The following is a 16,307-nucleotide window of genomic DNA, read 5'->3' as shown; positions in this document are numbered from 1 at the left end:
AGGGAAGGATGCGGAGATGGATTTCGATCTCACCGACCGGCAGGTCTATTGGCGCGACCGGGTGCGCGACTTCATCGAGCGCAAGGTGCGCCCCGCGGTCCCGACCTATAACGAGCAGGACAAGGCGGGCGACCGCTGGAAGGTCATCCAGATCGTCGAGGACCTGAAGGCCGAGGCCAGGGAAGCCGGCATCTGGAACCTGTTCATGCCGCCGCGCAGCGCGGCGCACCACCATGTCGACGAGACGTTCGAGTTCGAGGGTCCCGGCCTCACCAACCTCGAATATGCGCTCTGTGCCGAGGAAATGGGCCGCGTCGGTTTCGCGAGCGAAGTGTTCAACTGTTCGGCGCCCGACACCGGCAATATGGAGGTGTTCCACCGGTACGGCACGCGCGCGCAGAAGGACAAATATCTCGGCCGGCTGATGAACGGCGAGATCCGGTCGGCCTTCCTGATGACCGAACCGCGCGTCGCCTCGTCCGACGCGACGAACATCGAGACGCGGATCGAGCGCGACGGCGACGACTATGTCATCAACGGCCGCAAATGGTGGTCGTCGGGCGCGGGCGATCCGCGCTGCGAGGTCGCGATCGTGATGGGCAAGACCGACTTTGCCGCGAAGCGCCACGCGCAGCAGTCGATGGTGCTGATGCCGCTGAACGCCCCCGGCGTGAACATCCTGCGCCACCTGCCCGTCTTCGGTTATGACGATGCGCCGCACGGCCATATGGAAATCGAGCTGAAGGACGTGCGCGTCAACGCCGAGGAGGCGATGCTGCTCGGCGAGGGGCGCGGGTTCGAGATCGCGCAGGGGCGGCTCGGGCCGGGGCGTATCCATCATTGCATGCGCACGATCGGCGTCGCCGAGGAAGCGATCGCCAAGATGGCGAGGCGCCTGCAGTCGCGCGTCGCGTTCGGCAAGAAGGTCGCCGAATACAGCATCTGGGAGCACCGGCTGGCGCGCGCGCGCATCGATATCGAGATGACGCGGCTGCTGTGCCTGAAGGCCGCCGACATGATGGACAAGGTCGGGAACAAGACCGCCGCGGCCGAGATCGCGATGATCAAGGTGCAAGCGCCGAACATGGCGCTCAAGATCATCGACGATGCGATCCAGGCGCATGGCGGCGCCGGCGTCAGCGAGGATTTCGGGCTCGCCAAGGCCTATGCCCACCAGCGCACCTTGCGCCTGGCCGACGGTCCCGACGAGGTTCACGAACGCGCGATCGCGCGGATCGAATTCGCCAAGCATAGCGAAGCGAGCGAGCCCGGCTTTTCGTCGGGCGATATCGGGGTATCACGCTAGCCCCCTCTCCCGCCTGCGGGAGGGGCCGGGGGAGGGCCTGTTCCGCGTCATATTCGACATGCCCTCCCCTAGCCCCTCCCGTCAGCGGGAGAGGGACCGAACGGAGATTTGAATGACCAAAGCCGCGATCCTGATCGAACCGGGCAAGCCCTTGTCCGTCGAGGATGTCGTTGTTGCCGACTGCGGCCCGCACGAGGTGCGCATCCGCACCGCCGCGTGCGGGCTCTGCCATTCGGACCTGCATTTCATCGACGGCGCCTATCCGCACCCCCTCCCCGCCATCCCCGGCCATGAGGCGGCGGGGATCGTCGAGGCGGTCGGCAGCGAAGTGCGGACGGTGAAGGTCGGCGACGCGGTCGTCACCTGCCTCAGCGCCTTCTGCGGCCACTGCGAATATTGCGTCACCGGGCGCATGTCTTTGTGCATGGGCGGCGACACACGGCGTCCGGCGGGATCGGCGCCGCGCATCACGCGCCCCGACGGGTCGCCGGTCAACCAGATGCTCAACCTGTCGGCCTTTTCGGAAGTCATGCTGGTCCACGAACATGCGTGCGTCGCGATCGATCCCGACATGCCGCTCGACCGCGCCGCGGTGATCGGCTGCGCGGTGACGACGGGCGCGGGGACGATCTTCAACGCGTGCAAGGTGACGCCGGGCGAGACCGTCGCGGTCGTCGGCTGCGGCGGCGTCGGGCTCGCGACGATCAACGCCGCGAAGATCGCGGGCGCGGGGCGCATCATCGCCGCCGACCCGGTTCCCGAGAAACGCGAACTCGCAAAGAAGCTGGGCGCGACCGATGTGGTCGATGCGTTGTCGGACGATGCGGCGAAACAGATTCTCGAAATCAGCAAGGGCGGCGTCGACCATGCGATCGAAGCGGTCGGGCGCCCGGCCTCGGCCAGCCTCGCGGTCGCGTCGCTGCGCCGCGGCGGCACCGCGACGATCCTCGGCATGATGCCGCTGGCCGAAAAGGTCGGCCTGTCGGCGATGGACCTGCTTTCGGGAAAGAAATTGCAGGGCGCGATCATGGGCGGCAACCGCTTCCCGGTGGATATCCCGCGGCTCGTCGATTTCTACCTGCGCGGGTTGCTCGACCTCGACAGTATCGTCGCCGAGACGATTCCGCTCGCCAAGGTCAACGAGGGGTTCGACAAGATGAGGAAAGGCGACGCCGCACGGTCGGTGATCGTATTCGACCAGTGAGCGCGCACGTCCCCCAGTCCTCCCCGTCGAAGATGGGGAGGAGCATATGACCCTGGACGCGCAAAAGGCCTTTAGCGGCACCGTCGCGCCCGAAGGCGCCGACGTGCTCGACGAGGCGAAGCTGACCGCGTGGATGGAAGCGAATGTCGAGGGCTTCGAAGGGCCGCTGACCCAAGGCAAGTTCGCCGGCGGCCAGTCGAACCCGACGTACAAGATTTCGGCGCCGTCGGGCAATTATGTGCTGCGCCGCAAACCGTTCGGCCCGCTGCTTCCCTCGGCGCATGCGGTCGACCGCGAATATAAGGTGCAGGCGGGCTTGCATAAAATGGGTTTCCCCGTCGCGCGCCAATATGGGCTGTGCACCGATGATACGGTGGTCGGCAGCTGGTTTTATGTGATGGGGATGGTCGACGGCCACACGATCTGGGACGGCGCGATGCCGGGATCGACGCCAGAGAACCGCCGCGCGACCTATGAGGCGATGATCGATACGCTCGCCGCGCTGCACAGCGTCGATATCGAGGCGGCGGGGCTCGGCGACTTCGGCAAGCCCGGCAATTATTTCGGCCGCCAGGTCGATCGCTGGACCAAGCAGTACCGCCTGTCCGAAACCGAGACGATGGACGAGATGGAGCAGCTGATCGCGTGGCTGCCCGCGACCTTGCCCGAACAGACGCGCACCAGCGTTGTCCACGGCGATTACCGCATCGACAATATGATCTTTGCGAAGGACCGGCCGGAGGTGCTCGCGGTACTCGACTGGGAACTGTCGACCTTGGGCGATCCGCTCGCCGATTTCACCTATGTCGCAATGGCGTGGGTGACCGAAAATGGCGGGCGTTCGGGGGTCGAGGATCTCGATCGCAAGGCGCTGGGGATTCCCGAACTGGGCGAGATGGTCGAGCGCTATTGCCAAGCCACCGGCCGCGACGGCGTGCCCGACATGAACTGGTATTTCGCGTACAACTTCTTCCGCCTCGCGGGGATCATCCAGGGCATCAAGAAGCGCGTGATCGAGGGCACCGCCTCGTCGCAGCATGCGAAGGACATGTCCGAACGCGTCCGCCCGCTCGCCGAAAAGGCGTGGGACTTCGCCCGAAAGGCCGGCGCATGAGCCTGTTCGACATGACCGGGCAGGTCGCGCTGATCACCGGATCGTCGCGCGGCATCGGCAAGGCGACGGCGGAGGCGATGGCCGAGCAGGGCGCGAAAGTCGTGATTTCGAGCCGCAAGCAGGATGCGTGCGACGCGACTGCGGCGGAGATCAACGCACGCTTTGGCGACGGCACCGCGATTTCGGTTGTCGCCAATATCTCGTCGAAGGACGACCTCCAGAACCTCGTCAACGCGACGCGCGCGGCGTTCGGGAAGATCACCGCGCTCGTCTGCAACGCGGCGTCGAATCCCTATTATGGCCCCGGCCTTGGCATTACCGATGATCAGTTTCGCAAGATCATGGACAATAATATCCTGTCGAACCACTGGCTGATCACCATGGTCGCGCCCGAAATGCTCGAACGCGGCGAGGGGTCGATCACGATCATCAGCTCGATCGGCGGGCTGAAAGGATCGCCGATCATCGGCGCCTACGGCATTTCCAAAGCCGCCGACATGCAGGTCGCGCGCAATTTCTCGGTCGAGTTCGGGCCGCGCGGGGTGCGCGTCAATTGCATCGCGCCGGGGCTGGTGCGCACCGATATGGCGCGCGCCTTGTGGGAAAATCCGGAAAACCTCAAACGATCGACCGCCGCCTCGACCCTGAAGCGGATCGGCGAGCCGCACGAGATCGCGGGCGCCGCGGTCTTCCTCGCCAGCAAGGCGGGGGCATTCACCACCGGCCAGACCATCGTGTGCGATGGCGGAGCCACGATTTCGGGAGGCGCATGATGGGCGCGTTGGACGGCAAGGTTGCGATCATCACGGGTGCCGGTTCGGGTATCGGGCGTGCGAGCGCGCTGCGCTTCGCCGCCGAGGGCGCGAAACTCGTCATCGGCGACAAGAGCGCGGCGGTACATGAAACCGCGCAAATGGTGAAGGATGCGGGCGGCGAGGCCGTCGCGCTCGAAATCGACGCGGGCGTCGAAGCCGATGTTGCGTCGTTGGTCGCGGCCGCGAAGGACAGCTATGGCGCGCTCGACGTCGCCTTCGCCAACGCCGGGATCATCGGTGACATGGGCGGCATCTTCGATTTCGATCCCGATGCGTGGGCCGAGACGCTGCGCGTCAATTTGATCGGCCCCGCGCTGATGGTGAAACACGCCGGCAAGGCGATGGTCGACCAAGGCCGCGGCGGCGCGATCGTACTGACCGCGAGCGTCGCGGGGATCAATTCGGGTGCGGGCCCGGGCGCCTATTCGGCGTCGAAAGCGGGGGTGATCAACCTCGCCAAGGTCGCGGCGCAGCAGCTGTCGACGAGCGGCGTGCGCGTCAATGCCGTCTGTCCCGGCCTGACCGAAACCGGGATGACCAAGCCGACCTTCGATTATGCAAAGGCCAAGGAGGTCACGCACAAGCTCGGCCAGCTCAACCCGCTGCGCCGCGCCGCGCAGCCCGAGGAGCTCGCCAATGTCGCGCTGTTCCTTGCCAGCGACCAGGCGAGCTATGTCAACGGGCAGGCGATCGCGGTCGACGGCGGCCTCACCAGCTCGCACCCGGTCACGCGCCAGTTGCTCGGCCAGACCTCGCACTGATAGGCAGCGCTGCATGACCCACGGATTCGACACGACGCGGCTGGGCCGCATCCCCGCCTTTCTCGGGGCAAAATATATCGACACCGGCCGCCTGCCACATGCGGCAACGCTCGTATCGCGGCGCGGCGAGATCGCGCATCGCTCGTGCATCGGCGACGGACGGCCGGGCGAAGCGCTGAAAGACGATGCGATCTTCCGCATCGCGAGCATGACCAAGCCGATCACCAGCATCGCCTTCATGATGCTGGTCGAAGAAGGCAAGGTCGCGCTGTCCGATCCGCTGGTTAAATTCTGCCCCGAGTTCAGCGATACCGGCGTCTTCGTCGCGGGCGGCGGCAATGTGCCCTTCCTGACGCGCCCGCCGGTGCAGCCGATCCGTATGGTCGATTTGCTGCGCCATACGTCGGGGCTGACCTATGGCTTCCAGGAGCGCACCCCGGTCGATGCCGCGTACCGCAAGGCGCGGATCGACGATTTCGACGCCGATTATACGATGGACAGCTTTATCGCCGACCTCGCGAAAATTCCGCTGCAATTCGACCCCGGCGCGCACTGGAATTATTCGATGGCGACCGACGTGCTCGGCGCGGTGATCGAGCGGATCGAAGGCAAGCCCTTCGGGCAAGTGTTGCAGGAGCGCATCTTCGGCCCGCTCGGCATGGTCGATACCGGGTTCAAAGTGCCCGCCGACCAGCAGCATAGATTGGCCGACGCCTATGCCTTTCACCCCAAGGACAGGATGCAGGGCTTCGACGGCGGCGCGCGCAGCCGCTGGGCGAAGGACCGCAGTTTCCATTCGGGGGGCGGCGGGCTCGCATCGACGCTGGACGACTATCACCGTTTCTGCCTGATGCTGCTTGGCGGCGGCAAATTGGGCGATGTGCGGATCGTCAGCCGCAAGACGCTCGACCTGATGACGTCGAACCACCTCGTCGGCGGCGGCGATTTGACCGAGCACAGCGTCGGCATTTTCAGCGAGGACGAGAATGCCGGGGTCGGCTTCGGGCTCGGCTTCGCGGTGACGCTCGATCCGGCGCGCGCGGGCATTCCGGGCTCGGCGGGCGATTTTTACTGGGGCGGCATGTTTTCGACCGGCTTTTTCGTCGATCCGGTCGAGGAGATCTGCATGGTCTTCATGACGCAGCTGATGCCCTCTTCCACTTATCCCGTGCGGCGCGAGGTCAAGACGCTTGTCCACGCGGCGCTCGACGATTGAAATGCAACGCCCACGCCCGGTTCGTGCCGGGCGAAATCGAGACACCCATCGAACGGGCGCCTAGCCCGAGGGGCATCCCGACTTCGCCCGATGCGAGCGGGCCTATTTGAAGGAGTTCTCCCATGTCCGAAGATACCCCCGTTTCCGTCACGATGGAAAAGGACGGCGAAGTCGCCGTCATCATCGTCAACAACCCGCCCGTGAACGCGCTGAGCTGGCACGTCCGGCAGGGGCTGGAAGATCATTTCACCGCCGCCCTCGCCGACGACGGTGTCAAGGCAATCGTGCTGCGCTGCGCCGGCGCGACCTTCATCGCAGGCGCCGACATCAGCGAATTCGGCAAGCCGCCGCGCGGCCCCGATTTCAACGCGGTGCTCAACAGCATCGAAGCGGCGTCGAAGCCCGTCGTCGCGGCGATCCACGGCACGGCGCTCGGCGGCGGTCTCGAAACCGCGCTTGTGTGCCATTACCGCGTTGCGGTTCCCTCGGCGAAGCTGGGCGTGCCCGAAGTGAAGCTCGGCCTGCTGCCCGGCGCGGGCGGGACGCAGCGGCTGCCGCGCGTCGTCGGCGTCGAAGCCGCGGCGACGATGACCTCGACCGGCGATCCCGTTCCGGCGCCCAAGGCGAAGGAGATGGGGCTGGTCGATGAGCTCGCGGGTGAGGACAGCCTGGCCGCCGACGCCATCGCCTTTGCGCGCGCCAGGATCGCCGACGGCCCGCGCCCGACGCGCGAACGTGCGGTGTTCGGCGACGTCGCGGTGATCGAAGAGCTCAAGGCGAAAAATGCCAAGCGCTGGCGCGGGTTCGAGGCACCCTATGCCAACCTCGCCTGCGTCGAGGCGGCAACGCGCCTGCCCTTCGACGAAGGCCTCGCCTTTGAGCGCGAGCAGTTCATGAAGCTGATGTTCGGCAGCCAGTCGGCGGCGCAGCGCCACATCTTTTTCGCCGAGCGCCAGGCGGCGAAGATCGACGGCCTGCCCAAGGACACGCAGCTGCGCGATATCAAGAAGGTCGGGATCATCGGCGCCGGCACGATGGGCGGCGGGATCATGATGAATTTCCTGCAAAAAGGCATCCCCTGCACGATCGTCGAGATGCAGCAGGACGCGCTCGACCGAGGTCTGGGCGTCGTGCGCAAGAATTACGACGCTTCGGCCGCCAAGGGCCGCTTCAAGCCCGAACAGGTCGATCAAATGATGGACCTTGTCACCCCGTCGCTCAGCCTCGACGACCTCGCCGACTGCGACCTGATCATCGAGGCGGTCTACGAAAATATGGACGTCAAGAAGGACATTTTCGGCAAGCTCGACAAGATTGCGAAGCCCGGCGCGATCCTCGCGTCGAACACCAGCTACCTCGACATCGACGAGATCGCGACCGCAACGAGCCGCCCCGGCGACGTGCTGGGCATGCACTTCTTCTCTCCCGCCAACGTCATGAAGCTGCTGGAGGTCGTGCGCGGTGAAAAAACCGCGCCCGACGCGCTCGCCACTGCCATGGCTACGGGCAAGAAGATCGGCAAGGTCGCGGTCGTCGCGGGCGTGTGCGACGGCTTCATCGGCAACCGGATGCTCAAACCGCGCCAGATGGAGGCAATGAAGCTGCTGCTCGAAGGCGCGACCCCGGCGCAGGTCGACAAGGTGCATGTCGAATTCGGCATGCCGATGGGGCCGTTCCAGATGAGCGATTTGGCCGGTGTCGACATCGGCTGGCACCGCGACCCGAACCGCATCGAAAGCATCCGCGATGCGCTCGCCGCCGAAGGCCGCTGGGGGCAGAAGAAGCAGGCGGGCTTTTACGACTATGACGAAAAGCGCACGCCGAGCGAAAGCCCGCGCGTCGCCGAGATCATCGAGGAGTTCCGCCAAAAGGCGGGGGTCGAGAAGCGCGAGATCACCGACCAGGAGATCATCGAGCGCACGCTTTACCCGATGGTCAACGAGGGCGCGCTGATCCTGTCCGAAGGCAAGGCGCAGCGCGCGAGCGATATCGATGTGGTGTGGATCTATGGCTATGGCTGGCCGGTCTATCGTGGCGGCCCGATGTTCTGGGCAGGGCTGGAAGGCACCGACAAGATCGTCGCGGCGCTCGAGAAACATGGATTCGAGATCGCGCCGCTGCTCAAGGAAAAGGCGGAGGCGAAATCGGGCTTCTGAGCCCTTCGCCGCTTACAAAGATCAGGCCGTCTGTCCCGCCGTGGGGCAGGCGGCCTTTCGTTTGACCATAGGACGTCACAGATACGACCGAAAACTTGCGATTCAGGGTTAAAGCGCTGGCAAGACCTGCCGTTAGGGCAGAGCATGAACGCCATGTCCGCCCTCGCCGTCCTGTTGCTCGCCGGCAGCGCGCCGGTCACCACCCCCGTGGCGCCGCCGCAAGTGACCGCGATCGGGGTAGCACGCGCGCGGATCCTGGCGCCGGCCGAGGTGCGGCGGGTGGAGGGCCGGATCGAAGTCAGGACCGGCGATCGCAAGGCGCCCACGCAAGTGCATCGCACCGAGCGCAAGAACGGCGGCGAAACGGCGGATTTTTACTGAGGCGGCAGGCGCCCGGGTGACGACGGCTGACCGATTGCGGTCCTTCATCCTCCCTGTGGCGAAGCCATGGGGGGGTGGCAGCCCACAGGGCTGACGGAGGGGCTGATGGCGCGACGTCGCAGCCCCTCCACCACCGCCTGCGGCGGCGGTCCCCCTCCCCATCGCTGCGCGACAGGGAGGATTTGAGGTCGCCGACGCGTAATCGCGATCCTTTATTTCATCGTCACCCCGGACTTGATCCGGGATCCATCGCGGCGTCGACGTCATGGACCCCGGATCAAGTCCGGGGTGACGAAGCAAATGAGCAACGTCCGCTAATCACCCCTTGGCTGACAATCAGCCCTGCAACGTCCTGATGATCGCCGAAAAGTCGTGGCCGCCCCTATCGGCTTCGACAAAGGCTTCGTAGAGCTCGCGCGCCTTCGTTCCCATCGGAACATCGGCGTCGACGCTCGCCGCCGCTTCCATCGCGAGGCGCAGGTCCTTGAGCATCAGCGCGGCGGCGAAACCGCCCTTGTAATCATTGTCGGCGGGGGTCGTCGGCCCGACGCCGGGAAGCGGGGCGTAGCTGGTCAGAGACCAGCATTGCCCCGACGATACGCTGGCGATGTCGAAGAATGTCTGCGGATCGAGCCCGAGCTTCTGCGCGAGCGCGAGCGTCTCGCACGTCGCGACCATCGAGGCGCCGAGCAGCATGTTGTTGCAGATTTTCGCCGCCTGCCCCGCGCCCGCGTCGCCGGCGTGGATCACCGCCTTGCCCATTTTCGCAAGGATCGGTTCGGCGCGCGCGAAGCCCTCTTCGGTGCCGCCGACCATGAAGGTCAGCGTCCCGGCATTGGCGGCGGCGATGCCGCCCGACACGGGCGCGTCGACCGCGACGAACCCCCTGGCGGTCGCGGCTTCGATGTTCGAGCGCGCGGTCGCGACGTCGATCGTCGAGCAATCGAGGAGCAAGGTGCCCGGCGCGGCGTGGGGGACGACATCGCTTTCATAGACGCTCGCGACATGCTTGCCCGCGGGGAGCATGGTGACGACGGCTTCGGCGCCGGTCACCGCTTCAGCCGCCGACGCAGCGCGCGAACAACCGGCTTCGGCGGCACGCGCGAGCGCTTCCTCGCTGAGGTCGAAGGCGCGGACTTCATGGCCTGCTTTCGCGAGGTTGGCGGCCATGCCGCCGCCCATATTGCCGAGCCCGATAAAGGCGATTTTCATGTTCACTCCAATCAGACGAATAAGATCACAAGACCAAGAAAGATCATGACAGGTCCGAATATCAGCATCAGGACCGGTTGTGCGTAGGCCATGCCACGATCCCAGCGGTTGCGCGGCAGTGGATCGGCGTCGCCCAGCTTCAGAATCGCTGCTTCGACAATGTTTATGCGTTCTTCCCGGCGATGCTTCCAACCGGAAATGCCGAGCCACATGAATAGCAGCCCGACGAATAGCAACCCAACGCCTTTGAGGATTATCGCCCCTTCCACACGCCCTCGCGCTTCTCGATGAAGGCGGCCATGCCTTCGGCCTTGTCCTCGGTCGCGGCGAGGATCTGGAACAGGCGGCGTTCGTAGATCAGCCCCTGGTCGAGCGTCGTCTCATACGCGGCGTTGACCATATCCTTGTTCACCATCGCGGCCATCGGCGGCATCGCTGCGATCACCGTCGCGGTCTTCACCGCTTCGTCGACCAGATTTTCATGTTGGACGACGCGCGCGACGAGTCCCGAACGCTCGGCCTCTTCGGCGTCCATCATCCGGCCGGTGAGGCACATTTCCATCGCCTTCGCCTTGCCGATCGCGCGCGTCAGCCGCTGCGACCCGCCCATGCCCGGCGCGACGCCGAGCTTGATTTCGGGCTGGCCGAATTTCGCCTTCTCCGACGCGATGATGAAGTCGGCCATCATCGCGAGCTCGCAGCCGCCGCCGAGGGCGAAACCGTTCACCGCGGCGATCCACGGCTTACGCACCTTCTTCACGAAATCGCTCGTCCATTTCGAGAAGAAGTCTTCGAGGTAGAAATCGGCGGCGGGCTTGTCGGCCATTTCCTTGATGTCGGCGCCCGCGGCGAAGGCCTTGTCGCCCGATCCGGTGAGGACGGCGCAGCGTTGGGCGGGGTCGGCCTCGAACGCCGCGAAGGCCGCGATCAGATCGTCGAGAACGCCCGAGTTCAGCGCGTTCAATGCCTGCGGGCGGTTCAAGGTGACAAGCGTGACGGCGCCGCGCTGTTCGACGAGGAGGGTTTCGTAGGTCATTCGTTATCTCCGGATTTTCGTCATGCCGGTGACGAGGTCATGGTAGCGGCGTCCACTTCTCCCCATCGGGCAGCGGCGCGAAGATCGCGTCGATCCAGTCGTCGGTGACGGCTTCGGGGGTCGGCGGATCCCATTTCGGGCTGTTGTCCTTGTCGACGATCAGCGCACGGACGCCCTCGACAAAGTCGTGCATCGCGACGACGCGGCTGCCGATCGCATATTCCTGCGCCATCTGGCTCGCGAAATCGTGCATCTCGCCGCCTTCCTTCAATTGGCGGAGCGCGACCTTGCACGTCTGGGGCGACTTGCCGCGGAGGACGCCACGTTCCTTTTCGGCCCATTCGCCGCCGTCGGCTTCGAGCGCGGCGAGGATATCCTCATAGCTGTCGCTCGCGAACAGGCGGTTGATCCGCTCGAGATGCTGCGTGATCGCCGCGGGCGGCGCGGTGACCGACAACTCGCCCAAAATGCCGCCAATGCGGGCAGGGTCGACCGCGATGCGCGCCTTGGCCTCGGCGAGCTTTTCGGACGGCAGATAGTGGGTCGCGAGGCCGAGCGCCAAACACTCCGCCCCGTCGAGCCGCGCGCCGGTGAGTGCGAGATAGACGCCGACGCGCCCTTCGAGCCGCGGCAGATACCAGCCGCCGCCGACGTCGGGAAACAGGCCGATCCCCGTTTCGGGCATGGCAAAGCGCGTATGCTCGGTCGCGACGCGATATTTCGCCGGCTGCGAAATCCCGACCCCGCCGCCCATGGTGATGCCGTCCATGAAGGCGACGACGGGCTTCGGATAGGTGAAGAGCAGATGGTTGAGGCGATATTCGGTGTGGAAGAAAGCGCGCGCTTCCGTGCCGTCCTTCGCGCCGCTTTCCGCGAGCATGCGGATATCGCCGCCGGCGCAGAAGCCGCGGCCCTCGCTATGGTCGATGATCACCGCCTCGACGGCATCGTCATCGCGCCATTTGAGCAGCGCGTCGATCATCGCCCGGCACATCGGCAGGTTGAGCGCGTGGATCGCCTTGGGGCGATGGAGCGAAATGCGCCCGACGCGGCCGTCGGCCGAAATCAATACATCTTCGGTCATTGGCGCAGCAGGTCCCTTCCGACGATCATCCGCATCACCTGATTGGTGCCCTCGAGAATCGAATGGACGCGCAGGTCGCGCCAGAAACGCTCGATCGGATAGTCGCGCAGATAGCCATAGCCCCCGAACAGCTGGAGCGCGTCGTTGACGATCTTGCTGCCATTGTCGGTCGCGAGCCGCTTCGCCATCGCCGAGAAGCGTGACTTGTCGGGAGCGTTCGCGGTGACCTTCGCCGCCGCCATATAGAGCAAAGCGCGCGCGGCCTCGAGGTCGGTCGCCATGTCGGCGAGCATGAACTGGGTGTTCTGGAAATCGGCGACCGGCTGCCCGAACTGCTGGCGGTCCTTCACATAGGCGATCGCCTCGTCGAGGCAGCGCTGCGCGCCGCCCAGCGAGCAAGCGCCGATGTTCAAACGCCCGCCATCGAGCCCCGCCATCGCGAAGCGGAAGCCGTCGCCCTCGGCGCCGACGAGATTTTCCGCGGGCACGCGGCAATCCTCGAAAATCACCTGCGCGGTGGGGGAAGCGTTCCAGCCGAGCTTCTTTTCGGGCGCGCCGAAGCTGAGCCCCGGCGTATCCTTTTCGACGACGAGGCAGCTGATCCCCTTTGACTTTTCCTCGCCGGTGCGGACCATGCAGACATAGATGTCGTTGACGCCGGCGCCCGAGATGAACTGCTTGGTGCCGTTCAGGACATAATGGTCGCCATCCTTTTTCGCGGTCGTCTTGAGCGCGGCGGCATCCGACCCCGAACCGGGCTCGGTCAGGCAATAGCTCGCGATCTTCTCCATGCCGACCAGCGCCGGCAGGAACCGTTCCTTGATCGCCGCACCGCCGAAGCGGTCGATCATCCACGTCGCCATATTGTGGATCGAGACATAGGCGCTGGTCGCGGGGCAGCCATAGGCCATCGCCTCCATGATCAGCGCCGCCTCGAGCCGGCCGAGCCCGATTCCGCCCGATTCCTCGGCGACGTAAATCGCCCCGAAGCCGAGCTCGCCCGCGGCCTTCCACACGTCGACCGGGTAATGGCTCTGCTCGTCCCATTCGGCAGCATGGGGCGTGATCCGGTCGGCGGTGAATTTGCGCGCCATGTCCTGAATGGCGAGCTGGTCGTCGGTAAGCTGGAACTGGTCGGTCATGTCTCGGTCTCTAAAATGGCTTCGGCTTCGATTTCGACTTTCCATTCGGGCCGGATCAGCGCGGGGATGACGAGCATCGTTGCGGCCGGGCGGACCTCGCCGAACATCGCGCCGTGCGCGCGCCCGACGAGGTCGGCGTCGGCAGGATCGGTGATATACATGCGCGTGCGCACGACATCGGCCGGCGATCCGCCGAGCGCTTCGAGCGCTTCGCCGATGATCGCGAGGCAGCGCGCCGCCTGGACGCCGGCATCGCCGGCAGTCGAACTGCCGTCGGGTTCGATCGGCGCGCAGCCCGCGACGTCGATACGGTTCCCCACCCGGACCGCGCGGCTGTAGCCGTAGACGGGTTCGAATGGGGATGCCGAAGAATGGTTGCGGCGTGAGACGTCAGCCACAGCTGACCTGCGTGATCTTGTAGGCGTCGTCGTACATCACGTTCACGCGGTCGGCGCGATAGTCCATCGTCATCGCCGAACGCGGCGGACCCCAGCGCAGCGTGCGGGCACCGGCCGCTTTCAGGATCGCGCCGCCTAGGTCGGGGGTCGCGGTCTGGCCGACGTAGCTTTGCACCGCATCGGCCTTGCACGTCATTTCGGCTTCGGTGGGCGGGGTCGGGGTCGATTCGGGGGGAGCTTCGCTGCTCATGCAGGCGGCGAGCGGCAGGACGGCGGCGATAGCAAACAGGCGAATATCCATAGCAGGTCTCCCTTTCATAAAGCCGTCATCCGGCACAGCGCGTATAGCGTATCGCACCCGCCGCGGCACCCTCGCCCATATCGCGGCGCACGAGCGTCTTGCCGCCGTCGGCGAGATCGAGCCGCATCCGGCGGTCCCACTCCTCGCCCTCGCCGCTGAACCGGAAATCGGCGACGATATGGCGCGCTTGGCTTTCGCCTACGCGCTTCAGCTCACCGTGCGATTCATGAAAGCGCAGGTCGGCCGCCTCGACCGTCAGGACGGTGAGATCGGTTCCCGGACGCTTCGAGCAATCGGCCGGATCGAGCGCCCAGCGACCGCGGATCGCCGCGGGGATGGTTTTTTCGTCGACATCGGCGTCGGCCCCCGTCGGCGCCGGGGCTTCGTCGGTCGCGGGCGCGTCGGCGGGCGCGGGGCGCGCGGCCTGTTGCGGCGTGCCGATGGTCGAGCTGGCCTCGGGGCCCGATTCGTCATCCTGCCCCCCGCTGCACGCGGCGAGCGTCAACAGGGCGGCCGGCACCGTCCATCGCATCATCGTCTTTCTCCTTCGCGAGGAGAAATGTTCGACGCGGCGCATGGGTTTCATCGGCCGCTTGCCCATCAGCCCATCGTCGGGATGACGAAGGCGTTGCCGCCGTCCAGCGAGCCGTCGGGCCAGCGCGCGGTGACGGTCTTGACCTTCGTCCAGAATTTCACGCCTTCCATGCCATGCTGGTTCGTATCGCCGAACGCCGACCGCTTCCAGCCGCCGAATGTGTGATAAGCGACCGGGACCGGGATCGGCACGTTGATGCCGACCATGCCGACATTGACGCGCGCGGCAAATTCGCGCGCGGCGTGGCCGTTGCGCGTGAAGATCGCGACGCCGTTGCCGTACTGATGCTTCGAGGGCAGTTCGAGCGCGGTTTCGAAATCGGGCGCGCGGACGATCTGGAGCACGGGGCCGAAGATTTCCTCCTTGTAGCTTTCCATGTCGGGGGTGACATGATCGAACAGGGTCGGGCCGACGAAAAAGCCCTTTTCATGCCCCTGCAGCGTGAAGCCGCGGCCGTCGACCACCAGCTCGGCACCTTCTTCCGCACATTTCCGGATCCAGCCTTCGACCTTGTCCTTGTGCGCCTGCGTCACCACCGGGCCGTAATGCGCCTCGGCATCGGTCGACACGCCGACGCGCAGCGCCTCGATCGCGGGGACGAGTTTTTCGCGCAGGCGGTTCGCGGTGTCCTCGCCAACGGGGACGACGACGGGCAGCGCCATACAGCGTTCGCCCGCCGAACCGAATGCCGCGCCGGTCAGATCATTAACGACCTGGTCAAGATCGGCGTCGGGCATGACGATGCCGTGGTTCTTTGCGCCGCCCATCGCCTGCACGCGCTTGCCGTTCGCGACGCCGCGGTTGTAGACATAATGCGCGATGTCCGACGAACCGACGAAGCTGACCGCGCCGATATCGGGATGGTCGAGGATCGCGTCGACCATTTCCTTGTCGCCAAGGACGGTCTGGAAAATCCCCTCGGGCATTCCCGCTTCGAGGAACAGTTCCGACAGCCGCACGGGGACCGAGGGGTCGCGTTCGCTGGGTTTGAGGATGAAGGCGTTGCCGACGGCGGTCGCGACGCCGCCCATCCACAGCGGGATCATCGCGGGGAAGTTGAACGGGGTGATGCCGGCGCCGATGCCGACCGGCTGGCGCATCGAATAGACGTCGATGCCAGGGCCGGCGCCCTGCGTATATTCGCCCTTCAGCACATGCGGGATGCCGCAGCAGAATTCGATGACTTCGAGGCCGCGCTGGATGTCGCCCTTCGAGTCGGCGATCACCTTGCCATGTTCGGACGAGAGCATTTCGGCGAGCTGGTTCATATTGGCTTCGACGAGCCGCTTGAATTCGAACATCACGCGCGCGCGGCGCTGTGGATTGGTCGCGGCCCAGGCGGGCTGCGCGGCCTTGGCGGCGGCGACGGCGCGATCGAGGACGGCGCGGTCCCCGAGCGCAACCTGCGCCTGCACGCCGCCGTTGTTCGGATCGAAAATGTCGCTCTTGCGACCGCTGCCGCCGGCACCGCCGACGATGTGGTGGTCGATCTGTCGCATATCCGAGTCTCCCATAAGATGTTGCCGCTGCCACAGCCGAGTTGCGGGGCGATTGCAAGGGATAGACTTGCAGACCTATACTGCATA

17 protein-coding genes are annotated in these 16,307 nt (G+C 65.5%); 8 read left to right on the top strand and 9 right to left on the bottom strand.

Annotated features, from left to right (window positions below):
* The first annotated feature begins 16 nt into the window (after positions 1-16).
* The 8 genes from HDC35_RS11095 (at position 17) to HDC35_RS11060 (ending at position 8,953) form a co-directional block, all read left to right on the top strand.
* A complete protein-coding gene (locus HDC35_RS11095) occupies positions 17-1,306 on the top strand; it encodes an acyl-CoA dehydrogenase family protein (RefSeq protein WP_184646700.1) in 1,290 nt (429 codons plus the stop codon).
* Positions 1,307-1,418: 112 nt separating this feature from the next.
* Positions 1,419-2,510 (top strand): Zn-dependent alcohol dehydrogenase, encoded by a 1,092-nt coding sequence (locus tag HDC35_RS11090; RefSeq protein WP_184646697.1) that lies wholly within the window; start codon positions 1,419-1,421, stop codon positions 2,508-2,510.
* A 46-nt stretch (positions 2,511-2,556) separates the two neighbouring features.
* Positions 2,557-3,624 carry a phosphotransferase family protein gene (locus tag HDC35_RS11085; RefSeq protein ID WP_184646695.1) on the top strand — a complete coding sequence of 356 codons (1,068 nt, stop codon included), beginning with the start codon at positions 2,557-2,559 and terminating at the stop codon, positions 3,622-3,624.
* The gene (locus tag HDC35_RS11080) at positions 3,621-4,397 is read left to right on the top strand and encodes an SDR family NAD(P)-dependent oxidoreductase (RefSeq protein WP_184646693.1); all 777 of its coding nucleotides are present in this window, start codon (positions 3,621-3,623) and stop codon (positions 4,395-4,397) included. Before HDC35_RS11085 ends, HDC35_RS11080 begins: the two co-directional genes overlap by 4 nt.
* On the top strand, positions 4,397-5,200 hold the full coding sequence (locus tag HDC35_RS11075) for an SDR family NAD(P)-dependent oxidoreductase (protein WP_184647365.1): 804 nt from the start codon (positions 4,397-4,399) through the stop codon (positions 5,198-5,200). The genes HDC35_RS11080 and HDC35_RS11075 overlap by 1 nt, the downstream gene beginning before the upstream one ends.
* A 13-nt stretch (positions 5,201-5,213) precedes the next feature.
* On the top strand, positions 5,214-6,416 hold the full coding sequence (locus HDC35_RS11070) for a serine hydrolase (protein WP_184646691.1): 1,203 nt from the start codon (positions 5,214-5,216) through the stop codon (positions 6,414-6,416).
* Between the two features lie 122 nt (positions 6,417-6,538).
* Positions 6,539-8,572, top strand: a complete 2,034-nt coding sequence (locus HDC35_RS11065) for a 3-hydroxyacyl-CoA dehydrogenase NAD-binding domain-containing protein (RefSeq protein WP_184646689.1) — start codon at positions 6,539-6,541, stop codon at positions 8,570-8,572.
* Positions 8,573-8,716: 144 nt separating this feature from the next.
* Positions 8,717-8,953 carry a hypothetical protein gene (locus HDC35_RS11060; protein WP_184646687.1) on the top strand — a complete coding sequence of 79 codons (237 nt, stop codon included), beginning with the start codon at positions 8,717-8,719 and terminating at the stop codon, positions 8,951-8,953.
* 336 nt (positions 8,954-9,289) lie between these two features.
* Here HDC35_RS11060 and mmsB read toward each other — a convergent pair whose 3' ends face one another.
* The 9 genes from mmsB to HDC35_RS11015 form a co-directional block, all read right to left on the bottom strand.
* Positions 9,290-10,165 carry a 3-hydroxyisobutyrate dehydrogenase gene (gene mmsB, locus HDC35_RS11055; RefSeq protein ID WP_184646685.1) on the bottom strand — a complete coding sequence of 292 codons (876 nt, stop codon included), beginning with the start codon at positions 10,163-10,165 and terminating at the stop codon, positions 9,290-9,292.
* A gap of 11 nt (positions 10,166-10,176) precedes the next feature.
* Positions 10,177-10,377, bottom strand: coding sequence for a hypothetical protein (locus HDC35_RS11050; RefSeq protein WP_039577606.1), 201 nt, complete (start codon positions 10,375-10,377; stop codon positions 10,177-10,179).
* A gap of 41 nt (positions 10,378-10,418) precedes the next feature.
* On the bottom strand, positions 10,419-11,201 hold the full coding sequence (locus HDC35_RS11045; RefSeq protein ID WP_184646683.1) for an enoyl-CoA hydratase-related protein: 783 nt from the start codon (positions 11,199-11,201) through the stop codon (positions 10,419-10,421).
* 37 nt (positions 11,202-11,238) lie between these two features.
* Complete coding sequence (locus HDC35_RS11040; RefSeq protein WP_184646681.1) at positions 11,239-12,285, bottom strand: enoyl-CoA hydratase/isomerase family protein; 1,047 nt, start codon at positions 12,283-12,285, stop codon at positions 11,239-11,241.
* The gene (locus tag HDC35_RS11035; protein WP_184646679.1) at positions 12,282-13,427 is read right to left on the bottom strand and encodes an acyl-CoA dehydrogenase family protein; all 1,146 of its coding nucleotides are present in this window, start codon (positions 13,425-13,427) and stop codon (positions 12,282-12,284) included. Before HDC35_RS11035 ends, HDC35_RS11040 begins: the two co-directional genes overlap by 4 nt.
* Positions 13,424-13,825, bottom strand: coding sequence for a RidA family protein (locus HDC35_RS11030; protein WP_184646677.1), 402 nt, complete (start codon positions 13,823-13,825; stop codon positions 13,424-13,426). The genes HDC35_RS11035 and HDC35_RS11030 overlap by 4 nt, the downstream gene beginning before the upstream one ends.
* Entirely contained in the window at positions 13,818-14,126 is a 309-nt protein-coding gene (locus tag HDC35_RS11025; protein ID WP_184646675.1) for an I78 family peptidase inhibitor, read from the bottom strand. Before HDC35_RS11025 ends, HDC35_RS11030 begins: the two co-directional genes overlap by 8 nt.
* 25 nt (positions 14,127-14,151) lie before the next feature.
* Positions 14,152-14,661 (bottom strand): hypothetical protein, encoded by a 510-nt coding sequence (locus tag HDC35_RS11020; RefSeq protein WP_184646673.1) that lies wholly within the window; start codon positions 14,659-14,661, stop codon positions 14,152-14,154.
* Positions 14,662-14,726: 65 nt separating this feature from the next.
* Positions 14,727-16,220 (bottom strand): CoA-acylating methylmalonate-semialdehyde dehydrogenase, encoded by a 1,494-nt coding sequence (locus HDC35_RS11015; RefSeq protein WP_184646671.1) that lies wholly within the window; start codon positions 16,218-16,220, stop codon positions 14,727-14,729.
* Positions 16,221-16,307 lie beyond the last annotated feature (87 nt).

Source organism: Sphingopyxis sp. JAI128 (assembly GCF_014207235.1).
GTDB lineage: Bacteria > Pseudomonadota > Alphaproteobacteria > Sphingomonadales > Sphingomonadaceae > Sphingopyxis.
Note: the sequence above shows the minus strand (reverse complement) of the source record. Positions and strands in the feature narration are given on the sequence as shown.